Annotated in this window: 10 protein-coding genes; 8 read left to right on the top strand and 2 right to left on the bottom strand. The window is 50.7% G+C overall.

What is annotated here, in order from left to right; genetic code table 11:
• Positions 1 to 27 precede the first annotated feature (27 nt).
• Complete coding sequence (locus DFP95_RS21225; RefSeq protein WP_115994700.1) at positions 28 to 3,918, bottom strand: discoidin domain-containing protein; 3,891 nt, start codon at positions 3,916 to 3,918, stop codon at positions 28 to 30.
• A 580-nt stretch (positions 3,919 to 4,498) separates the two neighbouring features.
• On the opposite strand from DFP95_RS21225, the gene DFP95_RS21220 reads away from it, so the two are divergent.
• The 8 genes from DFP95_RS21220 to DFP95_RS21185 all read left to right on the top strand — a co-directional run bounded on the left by DFP95_RS21220 (position 4,499) and on the right by DFP95_RS21185 (position 12,498).
• Entirely contained in the window at positions 4,499 to 4,765 is a 267-nt protein-coding gene (locus tag DFP95_RS21220) for a hypothetical protein (protein WP_115994699.1), read from the top strand.
• Between the two features lie 34 nt (positions 4,766 to 4,799).
• Positions 4,800 to 5,948 carry a stalk domain-containing protein gene (locus DFP95_RS21215; RefSeq protein ID WP_181907548.1) on the top strand — a complete coding sequence of 383 codons (1,149 nt, stop codon included), beginning with the start codon at positions 4,800 to 4,802 and terminating at the stop codon, positions 5,946 to 5,948.
• Positions 5,949 to 6,075: 127 nt separating this feature from the next.
• Complete coding sequence (locus DFP95_RS21210) at positions 6,076 to 6,363, top strand: hypothetical protein (protein ID WP_115994697.1); 288 nt, start codon at positions 6,076 to 6,078, stop codon at positions 6,361 to 6,363.
• Positions 6,364 to 6,761: 398 nt separating this feature from the next.
• On the top strand, positions 6,762 to 7,778 hold the full coding sequence (locus DFP95_RS21205; RefSeq protein WP_115994696.1) for an ABC transporter ATP-binding protein: 1,017 nt from the start codon (positions 6,762 to 6,764) through the stop codon (positions 7,776 to 7,778).
• On the top strand, positions 7,765 to 8,700 hold the full coding sequence (locus DFP95_RS21200) for an ABC transporter ATP-binding protein (RefSeq protein ID WP_115994695.1): 936 nt from the start codon (positions 7,765 to 7,767) through the stop codon (positions 8,698 to 8,700). Before DFP95_RS21205 ends, DFP95_RS21200 begins: the two co-directional genes overlap by 14 nt.
• A 5-nt stretch (positions 8,701 to 8,705) precedes the next feature.
• Positions 8,706 to 9,668, top strand: a complete 963-nt coding sequence (gene opp4B, locus DFP95_RS21195) for an oligopeptide ABC transporter permease (RefSeq protein WP_115994694.1) — start codon at positions 8,706 to 8,708, stop codon at positions 9,666 to 9,668.
• 27 nt (positions 9,669 to 9,695) lie between these two features.
• A complete protein-coding gene (locus tag DFP95_RS21190; protein ID WP_115994693.1) occupies positions 9,696 to 10,616 on the top strand; it encodes an ABC transporter permease in 921 nt (306 codons plus the stop codon).
• Between the two features lie 16 nt (positions 10,617 to 10,632).
• A complete protein-coding gene (locus DFP95_RS21185) occupies positions 10,633 to 12,498 on the top strand; it encodes an oligopeptide ABC transporter substrate-binding protein (RefSeq protein ID WP_115994692.1) in 1,866 nt (621 codons plus the stop codon).
• Between the two features lie 89 nt (positions 12,499 to 12,587).
• Here the strand turns inward: DFP95_RS21185 and DFP95_RS21180 are convergent, their stop codons facing one another.
• On the bottom strand, positions 12,588 to 13,409 hold the full coding sequence (locus DFP95_RS21180; protein WP_115994691.1) for a methyl-accepting chemotaxis protein: 822 nt from the start codon (positions 13,407 to 13,409) through the stop codon (positions 12,588 to 12,590).
• Positions 13,410 to 13,587 lie beyond the last annotated feature (178 nt).

Below are 13,587 nucleotides of genomic sequence, written 5' to 3'. Positions count from 1 at the left end.
TGAGCTGTTTTTCATTTTAACGCCGCATCACCAGTTGTTGCCCGAGACTCTGTTGACCGTAAAGTTCGGGCTAAGAGCTTCGCCGTAAATGGACGTAATTCCCGGATTGTTCACTTTAACGTTCGTGAAGCTTGCCGAGCCGATAACCGGTCCTTGGCCTTGCTCCGCTCTAGCGACAAGCTTGATGCCGTAGCGGACCGGATTATTGATGTTGACGTTCTCTACGCGAATGTTTTGCATCGTAAGGGCATTCGGATGCATCGTCTGGAACATCAATCCGAAATAAACCGAATTGTTGATATCGATATTTTTGACCAGGATATTTTTGAATGCCCGGTCGCCGACGTAGAACCAGATCGCTCCGAAGTTCTGGTAATCGTTGATCTTGTCGTCCGCCGCGACGCTGGTCCAGAAATCTCCGCCGGTCCGGTCTAACGTAATTCCGTCGAATACCGTATCCACGTCACCGAAGCCCAAGGTGTTGTATCCGAAGCTGTAGCTGCTGATCGTGATTCCGGGGTAAGTCAGGGTGTCGGCGCCGTAGAGGTTCTGGAACAAGTTATCCGAGCCGCCATAGGCCGCGAAAGCAGCGGCGCGTCTTACGGCAACAGCCGTAAGGTTGGTGTACTCGTTTCCTACGTTGTAAGAGCCGCCGGCATCGACCGCGCTGAACAAGGCGAAGGAATCGTCCCCTGTCCCTCTAGCATAGTTGTTGTCGATAATGTTGTAAGACGAACCGTTCGTCATGTTGATTCCGTCCGCATACATATTTTTGATGCGGTTGTCGCGGAAAGTATTGTAGGAAGAGTTGACTCCCCAATACAAGCAGACGAAGTGTTCGGCCCATACATTCTGGATCGTAACGTTCTGCATGCCGTTGCCGTCGATGAATTTACCCGGTCCGTCTACTCGATTAATATAGTTGCCCCAAGCGGACAGGTTTTTGACGGTCGAACCGTTCGCGCTCGAAGCGATGTTAAATCCGACGTCCGAGTTGGATTGGTCTTGCGGAGCCGTCAGCTTGGTATGCCATGGACCTGCGCCGATGATTTCGGTAGCGCGTCCATAGATGAAGATTTTATTGGTGATGGTCCACGTTCCCTCAGGAATGAAGATCCCTTTCTTGGCGGGATCCTGCCTGAATTCGTTCAGCGCCGTCTCAATGGATTTCGTAGCCGAAACCTGAACGTATTTGCTCGGATCGGGGTTGGAAGCCGCCGGAGCGACGTTTTCCGTTTCGATCATGTCGACGTAGATCCAAGAGACGTCGCCGGCGTCTTTTTGGATTTTGATCTTCGTACCCGCCGGATACACTTGATCGAGCATCAGCTGGGAATCTTCATAGAGCCAGTAAGCTTTCGTGCCCGAATTGTCGTAACCGAGCCGACCAAGCGTAGTTGGCGATGCATACAAGTAAGAGAACTTGGAGGTTACATTGAATTTGCCTTTGCTTACTCCATCGGCATAGATACCGACCGTTCCCGTCGTATTATCCGCCACGGCGTTACGCAGGACGAGCGCATTGGCCGGAGAAGTCAGCGTAAACTCGACGTATTCTCCGTTCGCGTCCAAATATACCGCCGAGCGTCCGGAGGCTTCGCCGGCATAGTCGCCGGGAGCGAAGTTCGGAGCCAATCTCGTTCCGTTCGTGCCGTTGGAAGGCAGCTCGGCTTCAATTACGGTGAAAGGCATGTTAGCGCCCCGTCCGGAATAGAGGCTAGTCGTGCTTACGTTGTTTGCTTGCTTGATGCTGACTTCGTTCGCATCGACCGCAACCGTGGAGGTTATCGTGTAGCTGCCGTTGACCGCCGTCCACGTTCCCATACCGACATTGACGGATTGCCCGGCGGCTAATGCGCCGCTGTAGGAACCGCTCAAGGTTTGGATGGTTGCGCCGGCTGCGTTCTTAAGCACTAAGGTAATAGCGTGAGCGCCGCCCGCCGAAGCGATGTTGCCTTGGTTGCTCAGAGTAGCCGTGAAGGTGACGGTGTTGCCCGCGCTTGGATTGCTTGGGTTCCACGTCGTCGTCGCGACTAAATCGGAACTAGGCACGGGAGCGACGACGAGCGACGACGGACTCGCGAAGGCGTTGTTCGCGTCAGTCTGCTCGACGACGGTGTTGCTCTCGTCAACCTTGGAGCTGACGGCGTAAGTTGCCGCATTTTTAGACCCGGCATTGAAAGATACCGTTGCCGACTGGCCGGCTGTAAGGGCGCTAACCGGTGCAGAGCCTGCCAGCTGGTTGTTCAAGTAGAAGTTGACGGTAGAGGCGGGCGATCCGGCGTTGCCGATGTTCGTTACGTTCGCGCTAAGAGTAATCGCGTTCGTCTCGAGCGGAGAAGCCGGCGTCCAAGACATGCCCGTAATCGTCAAGTCCGGGTTTGGCGCAGCCGTGCCGAAAACTTGGAACTCGGCGATCTGACCTGCCGGGGCACCGGAGTTGGTCGTGATGTTCAATTGCAGACGTTTTACCGTTGCCGTAACCGGAATCGTGACAGTGTTGCCGTTGGATGGATTGAACGTATACGTTTGCGCCGAGACCAGGTTGCCGAATGTCGTCGTATCCTGGTTGTGGCCGAGCACTTGGATCGTTTGGGTCCTTGTTGCCCAAGCCGCAGCGGGGTTCAATTTCAGCACGATGGAAGTGATGTTCTGATTAGCTAACAGGTCGATCGTTAGTTGGCTCGGATTGCCGCCGCCTTCCCAATAGGTGTTGGTATCGTTATCGTTGGCGTTCGTAGCCACGAACGTGAAAGTTGAGGAAGATGCGGTTATCGGCTTGCCCGGTGCAATGTTGCCGCCCGGTGGTGGCGTTGGTGTTGGTGTAGGTGTTGGTGTTGGTGTAGGTGTTGGTGTTGGTGTAGGCGTTGGTGTAGGCGTTGGTGTAGGTGTAGGCGTTGGTGTAGGTGTAGGCGTTGGTGTAGGTGTAGGTGTTGGTGTAGGCGTTGGTGTAGGTGTAGGCGTTGGAGACGTTGGGTCTAAAACGATTTGGTCAAGATTGACGTTGGCTGTGTCACCGGAGTCATATTTGTACGCGATCGTGTTGTTACCGGCATTCAAGGTAATGTTCTCTACCTTATTGCCCCATGTATCCCAGTTCGCCAAGCTAGGCAACGAGGATTGACGGGTTTTCGTTCCGTTGACGTAGAGGCTTACCGTCCTTGCGTTACCGTTCGCATTACCATATTTCAGCGTTGCATTGTAGTTTCCTGCTGCCGCTACGTTCACCGTGAACGTCGTCGTTGCGCCTTGCGTCCAGTATCCATCGATGAATCCCGTCCCCGAGTAGCCGGTATGATCGGTGTTTACTTTCGCCCCGCCAGTCAATGCTGCGGATTCGGCTTGGTAAACATTCGAAGGCGTCGGCGTTGGAGTAGGCGTCGGCGAAGCTGTGCCATAAATTTCGAACTCGGAGATTTGCCCGGCTGGCCAGCCCGTATTCGCCGTAATATTCAGGCGAACGTAACGCGTGCTCGTCGCGGTAAAATTGATCGTGACGGAGTTATTCGCAACCGCAGGGTTGAATACATAAGCGGCCGAGCTTACAATGTCCGAGAACGTCGTGTTGTTCGTACTGCCTTGGACGGCCAGCGTTTGCGTTCGAGTTTCCCATCCGGCGGGGATTTTCAGCACGACCTGGTCGATAGTCGTATTCGCGCCGAGATCGACTTGGATCCATTGAGGAAACGCGTTGTTCGTGCTTTCCCAATACGTGGCCTGATTGCCGTCTTTCACGTTATTCGGCGTATATACGTCGGATTGGCCGCTTGCCGTGATGGTTTTGCCAAGAGTGAGGTTAGGACCGCCTGCAGCGGAAGATGAGGAAGGGTAAAGAGTAAGCTGCGATAGCAGCACAACGAATGCCAAGAACATAATGACGATGGGGTTCCTTTTCAGCGATTCGTTCATGGATAACATAAATAACCTCCACGTATGATATTTGTACTCATTAATGCGCTTTCATTTCTCCGCAAGGTTGTATGCCGTTGCCTATAACCTCCTTTGCCGTGTATTGCCGCGCTCATGGATGTTGGAAATATCGTGATGTTAACCTAGCATAAAACACTTCCATTTCTTCCTGAAGATGTATTCCTACGCTTATCGTGTGTAATTTTATTGAGAAAGGAAAGGTTACTGCTTAGGTCTCCGTTATTCGGTGCCAAAGGCTGATTTTCAAGGTAAGTAGAATGGTAATCATCGTTATTCAAGCTAATAAGTTATTTTAGAACCAAAGTAGGATGAAGAACATCATTATTGCTCGAATTCTTAAACAAATGAGAACAAGAATAGACCAATAGGAATGAAAAGCATCTTTATCCAGCATACATCTTGAATGTGCATCAAAAGTACATTAAATAACATCGCTATTGGAGATGATGACCTCGCGATAGATTGGCTTAGCGCGATGGGTATTGTTTGCCATCTCATAGTATCCCAACGTACAATTGAGCCATTATGCTAGATCAATTATCCGCTTAAGAATCGGAGGGAACCCACCATGTTCGGCAAAAAAGAACAATCGTCCGTACCGGAATCAAAACGGGAAGTACCGGTCTATACCGTGCATTCTTTGCCCAGACCATACGAAATTATTTGTACCGTTTATACAGGCAAGATCAATAGCGACTCTCCCGGAATCGTGCTGCAACGGCTGGGACAAGCCGGAGGGGCGATCCCCGAGTGCGACGCGGTCATCGGTATTATTGTCTCGCACATCGCGGCGCAACTCGTTCAAGCCTACGGCACGGCCATTCGTTATCTTTAGGAATGAGATGATGATGAGGAGGAGGAGGAGTACGATGAGAGGATGGAAAAGCTGGAAAGCGGGAACGATCGGTTTTCTGTGCGGCGGCGTGTTTTTCTCGGGAATCGCGTATGCGGCAACCGGGTCGATTAAAGTCGATTTCCGCGATATTCGCTATTATTTCGACGGAGTAAACAAGCAGCCCTCCAAGGATACCCGGGGTTTTATCTATAAAAATACGACTTACGTCCCGCTTAGGTTCGTAGCCGATTCGTTGGGAAAGCCGGTAGAATGGGTAAATTCGACGAACTCCGTCTATATCGGAAGCGAGCCGAAGCCTTCGGAGAATACTCCGGCAACTCCGACGGCGCTGCAAGTTTTCCCGAAGAATAATCCTTGGAATACGGATATTTCGGGTTATCCCGTACACGGGGATTCGAAGAAATTCATTGCCTCGATCGGCGCGAATATTGGCGTTCACGCGGATTTCGGAACGGAATGGAACGGTGCGCCTATCGGAATTCCATATACGATCGTCGGTAAGGACCAAGCTAAAATGAAGGTTACGTTCACGGATTACGCGGATGAAAGCGATCCGGGCCCTTATCCGATCCCATTGAATGCGCCGATCGAGGGCGGTCCGAATAGCGATGGCGATCGTCACGTCATCGTTATCGATAAGGACAATCAGTTGCTATACGAGCTATACAATGCGCGTCCGTCGGACAATGGCTGGACGGCTTCGAACGGAGCCAAGTGGGACTTGAAGTCCAACGCGCAGCGACCGAAAAATTGGACGTCGGCGGATGCAGCGGGACTGCCGATTTTCCCCGGGCTCGTCCGTTACGAGGAAGCATCGGCCGGAGAGATCAACCATGCGCTGCGGTTTACGGTCAGCAAGACGCAGAAGGGGTTTATCGCGCCTGCCAGCCATTACGCCTCGAATAGCGCCGATCCGAATCTTCCGCCGATGGGACTGAGATTGCGGCTACGCTCGGATTACGATATTTCCGGGTTCTCGGATACGAACCAAGCGATCCTTCGAGCGTTGAAGAAGTACGGAATGATCGTGGCCGATAACGGCAGCAATCTCTATCTTAGCGGCGTGCCGAACCCTCGCTGGGACGACGATGATCTGCACGATCTCGGCAAGATTAAGGGAAGCGACTTCGAAGTCGTGGATACGGGTAAAATCGAAAAGTAGAGTCGGTGATTGGGCGTTCTTCGCGGCGAGGTAAGGTTGCCCGATCAGCGGCTGCGAGGTACAACCATAGGTCAAGCGGCATATACTAACATCGAGCAGTAATCCTCCTGCGAGGAGGTGATGCAAAGTGATAGGTACGCTTACTCATTGGATGGAAATCGCAATGTGGGTTGTATTGGGCTCAATGGCCGTCGATTTTCTGATCGGTTTATTCAAATCGCTCACCGGTGGCAAGCTGTCGCATGAACCCGTGCTGGGCTATTTGAAAGATATCGTCTACTACGTGCTGCCGCTGTTTGTACTAGCAGGGATCTCCATTATGGATTCGACGGGCTGGATTGTTTTGATCGCTTATTACGTGGGAGCGTTCGCCGTAGTCGTGAAGTATGTAATGGATATTAAAGCGAAGCTGTAAATAAAACAAAGCAGAGCAAGGCGGAGAAATCCGCCTTGCTCTGTTTTTGTATTGTTTTGAGCTTTCAAAGGACCCCCGTGGAGGTGAGAACGGAGAGAGATGCTCGAATATTTCGAGCAACGGAGCTATAAATATCACCAATTATTCTTAGGGAAATAATTACAAAAATTACGAAGTATATTATATGGATTAGTAACATTTAGCTTGACAACATGTAAGTTTGACATTAGCATATGGATAAAATAAGGGTTGAATCCAAAATTAAGGAGATATAATCCCACATAAAGTGACATTTTCCGCATTCATTTCGCTCTAAAATCTGGGACTATTCCGACTTTAATATTCAGAATATTGAGAAAACTAAGACTATAGTACTAGAGGTCGATAGGAGGATTCCCTTGAATGAAGCTCTACTACAAATCGAACACTTAACGACCTCGTTCCGAATTGCAGATCAATATTATGCGGCAGTAGACGATGTGACGTTATCCGTCAGGGAAAACGAGGTTCTTGCCATAGTAGGCGAATCCGGTTCAGGTAAGAGCGCGCTAGCTTATTCGATCATGGGCCTCCACACGAGGGCGAAGACGGAAGGAGATATTTATTTCAACGGTCACAATATTGCGCGTTTGTCTCCCTCTAAGCTCAATAAGCTAAGGGGAAAGGACATGAGCATGATCTTCCAAGACCCGCTATCGGCATTAAATCCGCTGATGATCGTCGGCGCCCAGATTGAAGAGGTCATTCTTCTTCATCAGCCTAAGCTATCGAGGAAAGATAGAGCCGATAAGGCGGTCGAGCTATTAGCAAAAGTGGGAATTCCCCGTCCCGAGCATACATATGGCCGATACCCGCATGAGTTGTCCGGAGGGATGCGCCAGAGAGTGATTATCGCGATCGCCATCGCGAATGGGCCTAAGCTGCTTATCGCCGATGAACCGACCACCGCGCTCGATGTCACGATACAATTGCAGATTCTCGAGCTGCTGAGGAAGCTGAAGGCCGACAGCAAAGCCGGAATAGTCCTAATCACTCACGATTTAGGAGTCGTTTCCGAAATGGCGGATCGGGTTGCCGTTATGTATGCCGGACAAATCGTGGAGATTGCCGATATTTATACCTTGATCTCGAAGGCTAGGCATCCCTATACGAGATCATTGCTCCAATCTATTCCGACTGCCGGCGAAACGAAGTCTCGACTTCACGTCATTCAAGGCATCGTTCCTTCCCTGCAGAATCTTCCGCGTCAGGGCTGCCGTTTCCGATCAAGAATTCCTTGGATCGACGAATCCGCGCATGAGGAGCAGCCGATCATGCATGAGATTGCGCCGGGGCATTGGGTTCGTTGCAGCTGCTATAAACACTTCCGTTTCCCGGACTCGAAAGAGGAGGAACTTCGCCATGTCCTTCCTTGAGGTTCGTGATTTGAAGGTGCATTTTCCAAACCGCGGCGGCTTGTTCAGCAGGAAGACCCAGCCGATCAAAGCCGTAGACGGCATTCATTTCGATATAGAGCAAGGTCAAACCTACGGACTTGTAGGCGAGTCCGGCTCAGGCAAAACCACTACGGGTCGGGCGATTATCGGACTGAATTCGATTACGTCGGGCAGCGTGACGTTTGAAGGGCGACAACTGACTTCAGGCGACTTGCAGAGGCAGGGGGCATTTCGCAGGGACATTCAAATGATTTTCCAAGATCCTTATTCCTCGCTGAATCCGAAGAAAAGGGTGCTGGACATTATCTCCGAGCCTTTGCGTAATTTCGAGAGGTTGTCCGCAAGCGAAGAGAAGGCTCGCGTTCAGCAGCTGCTGGAGCAGGTAGGTCTGTCGCCGGAATCGATTCTGAAATACCCGCATGAATTCTCCGGCGGGCAACGTCAGCGGATCGGCATTGCCAGAGCTATCGCGCTGAAGCCGAAGCTGATTATCGCGGATGAGCCTGTATCCGCTTTAGACGTATCCGTACAGGCGCAGGTGTTGAATTTTATGCGGGATATTCAGAAGGAATTTAACCTCACTTACTTATTGATCAGCCATGATCTCGGAATCGTTCGCCATATGTGCGACCAGATCGGCATTATGTACAAGGGACGCTACGTGGAACAGGGTACGACCGACGATATTTTCGATAACCCGCAACACATCTATACGAAGCGTCTGATTTCGGCCATACCCGATATCGATCCTACCAAGAGGGAAGAAAAATACAAGTTCCGCGAAGAGGTTAGAACCGAATACGAGCTAGCTTATGGAAACTATTTCGGCGAAGACGGCTTGGCGTATCCGTTAAAACCAATTTCAGAGACGCATTTCGTGGCTTTGCCTGGGAGAGGTTGAGGACGATGTGGAGGACGGTAGCAAGAAGATTGGTCATTATGATCCCGCAAATTTTATTATTGAGCATTCTCGTCTTCCTTATGGCTAAGGCCATGCCAGGCGATGCGTTGACGGGTCTTCTCGATCCGAGCATCGATCCGGCCGCAATGGATGCGCAACGCGTGAGGCTTGGTCTTAACAATCCGTGGCACGTGCAATATTGGGATTGGATTACGCAGGCGGTGCAAGGAGATTTCGGGCAGTCGTTCCGTTTCAAAATGCCGGTGTCCGATCTGATCGGTCAGCGGATGATGAACACCGTTTGGTTATCGCTAGCTACTCTAATCCTTACCTATCTGATCGCAATTCCGCTCGGCATCACTAGCGGACGATTCAACGACACGTGGGCGGATCGGCTAATAACGGGCTATACCTACATAGGCTTTGCGGCTCCGTTGTTTATATTTGCCCTACTGATGTTATGGGTGTTCGGCTTTCACTTCGGCTGGTTTCCGACCGGAGGCAGCGTTGAACCGGGGACGGAGCCCGGAACCGTTCAATACGTAGCGAGCAAAATATACCACTTGTTGTTGCCGGCTATATCCATGGCTTTAATTACGACGGTGACAACGGTTCAATATCTGCGCAGCGAGATTATCGACACGAAGCAGAAGGATTTCATTATTACCGCAAGAGCAAAGGGCGCCTCGGAGGCACGCGTGTATAATCGGCACATTTTGCGAAATTCGTTATTGCCTATCGCCGCATTTTTCGGTTACGAGATTACCGGACTGATCGGCGGGACGATATTTATCGAGAATATTTTCAGCTATCCGGGAATGGGCCAGTTGTTCCTTAGCTCGATCTCTTTGCGAGATTTCAGCGTCGTAACTTCCCTGGTTTTATTGTACGGAGCGGCTTCCATAATCGGGGCTTTGATTTCGGATATTACCTTAAGCATAGTTGACCCCCGTATTCGAATTAAATAAGAACCGGAAACGTTGAGGTGGAATGAAATGGACAAGGCACCGATCCCGATATCTTCGGCGAAGCAACCCACGGCCAAGCAACCCAATAAGAGTCCGTCGGGCTGGAAAATCATATGGCGGGAAATCGTGCGGGACAAGGTGGCTTTCATATCCTTGATCTTCTTATGCCTGGTCATCTTGAGCGTCTTCGGAATATCGCTTGTTCTTGATCAAGAACAAATCGTCTCGGTAGATTTATTCTCGCTTAAGCAACCTCCTTCCGAGCAGTTCTGGCTGGGCACGGATTATGGCGGACGCGACGTATTCGGACAATTAATCATCGGAACCCGGAATTCATTGTCCATTGGCATTATCGTTACCGTGCTTACGGGTCTGATAGGCGTCTTGGTGGGACTCGTCTCCGGCTATTTCGGGGGGACGGTCGACAATATCTTTATGCGTTTCGTCGATTTCTTTATGATTTTACCGACTTTGATGATCGTTATCGCGTTCGTCACGGCAGTGCCTAAGTATAGCATCGTATCCTTTTCTCTCATTATGACAGCTTTTCTGTGGATGGGGATTGCAAGGCTTATTCGATCCAAAGCGTTGCAGGAGAAGGAGATGGATTACGTTCAGGCCTCGAGAACGTTGGGATCTTCCAACTTGAAAATCATGCTAGTACAGGTTCTGCCGAATTTAAGCTCCATTATTATCGTAACAATGACTTTGAATTTGGCGGCCAATATCGGATTGGAGTCCGGTCTATCCTTTCTCGGATTCGGCTTTCCGGAGAGCACGCCAAGCTTGGGCACCTTAGTCAGCTATGCTACGGACCCGCAAACGCTAGAGTCCAGATGGTGGATATGGTTACCCGCATCGCTACTGATTCTAGTATTGATGTTGAGTATAAATAACGTCGGTCAAGCATTAAAGCGTGCGACGGATGCGAGACAAAGAAAAGGATAATGGAGGAGAGAAACGGATGACGAAGAAGAAGCCGGTGAATGCAAGGTCGTTGTTTTTTCCGATTATGATGGCGCTGACCGTGTTGCTAGCGGCGTGTTCATCAGGCAATGGGAACGAGGAAAGCAGTCCTTCCGCTACGACGGAGACGGCAACTCCTACGTCTAGTGCAAGCGCAAGTCCAAGTGCAAGCGAGACGCCTGCCGCGGAGGACGGACTTTATTCCATCAATGATTTCAGCAATGTAAAGAAAAACGAAGGCGAAGCGATAAAAGGGGGATCGATTACATTCGGACTCGTTTCGGATACGCCGTTCGAAGGAACGTTGAACTTTAACTTCTATTCCGGCGACCCGGATTCTCAAGTATTAAGCTGGTTCGATGAAGGGCTGCTGACTTGGGATAAGAGCTACGTATACACCAATGACGGCGCTGCAACCTATGAGGTATCGGAGGACGGCAAAACGTTTACGTTCACGATTCGGGACAACGTAAACTGGCAAGACGGCAAACCGGTAACTGCCGAAGATTGGCTGTTCGCCCATGAAGTCATCGGTAACCCGAAGTATGACGGTCCTCGGTACGATTCCAATTTCACGAATATCGTAGGGATGGCGGAATACCATGACGGCAAAGCGAAAACCATCTCCGGGATAGAGGTGCTTTCCGAGAAAAAGCTGAAGATAACGTATATTCAATCGACGCCGTCCTTATTGACCGGCGGCGTGTGGAGCTATCCGCTAGCTAAGCATATCTTCGGCGTCATGGACGTGGCTAAAATATCGGCATCTCCGGAAGTACGCGAGAAGCCGATCGGCTTCGGGCCGTTCAAAGTAAAAAGCATCGTTCCCGGGGAATCGGTGGTCTTCGAGAAAAACCCGGATTACTGGCGGGGCGAGCCTGCCTTGGACGAGGTTGTTCTGAAGGTCATTAATCCAACGACTATCGTTCAGCAGCTGGAAACCGGCGGAGTCGACCTCGTCGATTCATTCCCCGTTGATCAATATCCGGACAACGCGACTCTCTCCAACGTGGAGTTCCTGGGTACGATTGACCGGGCGTACACTTACATGGGCTTCAAGCTAGGAAAATGGGATGCAGAGGCCGGAAAGGTCGTTCCGGATGCAAAGGCTAAGATGGGCGACGTGAATTTGAGGAAAGCGATGTGGCTTGCGGTCGATAACGATCAGGTCGGCAAAAAGTTCTATCACGGCTTGCGCTGGAATGCTACGACCTTAATCCCTCCGTCCCATCCGGAGTACCATGATTCTACGAATCCGGGGGTTGCTTACGACCCGGAAATGGCTAATAAAATTTTGGATGATGCAGGGTACAAGATGGATGGCAAATTTAGAACCAATCCGGATGGAAGCGAATTAGTCATTAACTTCATTTCCATGACCGGAGGCGACATTGCACAGCCGCTTGCCCAATATTACGTGCAGTCCTGGCAGGCCATCGGACTGAACGTGCAGTTGGAAATGGTGGAGTTTAACTCCTTCTATGACCGCGTCGGCGCCAATGGCGAGGATGACCCTAAGGTGGATGTTTACCAGGGCGCGTGGAGCGTGGGTATTGACGTTGACCCTTCGGGTCTATACGGGAAAGATGCGATTTACAACTTCCCAAGGTATGAAAGCGCGGAGAATGATCGGCTGCTAGCGGAAGGCATATCGGAAAAAGCGTTCGACGTGAAAGTACGTCAAGACATTTACAAGCAGTGGCAGAAGCTCATGGTAGACGAGATTCCGGTCTTCCCGACGCTGTACCGCGCCGTGCTCGCTCCGGTCAACAAGCGGATATTGAACTATGCGATCGGAGACGGAACGAATCTATATCCTTATCAGATCGCCGTTTCCCAAGACAAACCGTTCGTCAAGGAGTAATAAGAGCATAACGGATAAGAGCTGTCGAGATAGTCTCGACAGCTCTTTGTATTCCTCCGACAGCTTAGCGTTCGTCATCGCTTCCGTGTCTACAGCTTACGGGCAAAGTCATTCAAGTGACCGGTCATTTCCTGAATCTCTTTGATAAAGGCCGATATTTGCTCCGTCGACACCGCCTGCTCCTTGCTGATCGAAGCCACTTGGTTAATAGCTTCCCCGATCTGATGCGTCACCTCTTTAAGTTCCTGCAGCGTTTGGCGGATATCCTTCGTAGATGCGATCGTTTCCAGGGACAGCTTGCGAATCTCTCCGGCTACGATGCCGAAGCCCCTGCCTTTATCCCCGGCGTGCGCCGCTTCGATCGAAGCGTTCAAGCCGAGCAAATTCGATTGATCGGCAACGTTCTTGATAACCGACACCACTTGATTCGTCTTCTCCACGCTTTGACCCCCCTCTTGCGAGAGGACGAGCAGTCGGCGGTTAAGATCGGCTATGGCGTTGGATCCGCTGACGGCTTGAACGATTTTATCGTTCGCTTGGGACAGGGCGACGACGATCTGGTTCGCGAGCTCGATCAGCTCGCTGTGCCGTCGAATTTGAACGGCGACTCCGCCTATGACGATGCCCTGATCATCGTGAACCGGAAGAGCCGTGCCGGTGAATTCGAAGCCGTAGAACTCGGCCGGAACATCTCCCCGGAAGAATGTATTTTCCGTCATGGCTATAACGAGAGGTTCCTCGGGATTCAATTTATGCCCGACGCCGATTCCGAGATTGATATTTTCCCCGGGATAATAGGCAATGAATTGGGTACGATCGCACACGGCGATAGACATATCTGCCGGAACGGCAGCTTGTATAATAGGCAGGAGCGTCACGAGACTTTCCAGCGATTTGACATTGTTGTTCATCTATTCAATTCCTTTCCTAATAAAACGAATTCTGTTTCTGTCCTCTATTTATATCGTCGGAAAGCCTCGTGAACATAAGAAGTCGGCACCGATTGAGATCCGGATATCGTCTGCGGAAAATGAAATATATCTCATAAACTTTACAGCCGGGACCGTTTCTTGATAACTTAAAAAAAGA

Source organism: Cohnella lupini (assembly GCF_003386205.1).
Lineage (GTDB): Bacteria > Bacillota > Bacilli > Paenibacillales > Paenibacillaceae > Cohnella > Cohnella lupini.
The sequence above is the reverse complement of the archived record's forward strand: the minus strand, read 5'-3'. Positions and strand labels throughout refer to the sequence as shown.

Coding starts and splice junctions, on each gene's coding strand:
- DFP95_RS21225 (WP_115994700.1), bottom strand. CDS start 3,918: ATGTTATCCATGAACGAATCGCTGAAAAGGAACCCCATCGTCATTATG.
- DFP95_RS21220 (WP_115994699.1), top strand. CDS start 4,499: ATGTTCGGCAAAAAAGAACAATCGTCCGTACCGGAATCAAAACGGGAA.
- DFP95_RS21215 (WP_181907548.1), top strand. CDS start 4,800: ATGAGAGGATGGAAAAGCTGGAAAGCGGGAACGATCGGTTTTCTGTGC.
- DFP95_RS21200 (WP_115994695.1), top strand. CDS start 7,765: ATGTCCTTCCTTGAGGTTCGTGATTTGAAGGTGCATTTTCCAAACCGC.
- opp4B (WP_115994694.1), top strand. CDS start 8,706: ATGTGGAGGACGGTAGCAAGAAGATTGGTCATTATGATCCCGCAAATT.
- DFP95_RS21190 (WP_115994693.1), top strand. CDS start 9,696: ATGGACAAGGCACCGATCCCGATATCTTCGGCGAAGCAACCCACGGCC.
- DFP95_RS21185 (WP_115994692.1), top strand. CDS start 10,633: ATGACGAAGAAGAAGCCGGTGAATGCAAGGTCGTTGTTTTTTCCGATT.
- DFP95_RS21180 (WP_115994691.1), bottom strand. CDS start 13,409: ATGAACAACAATGTCAAATCGCTGGAAAGTCTCGTGACGCTCCTGCCT.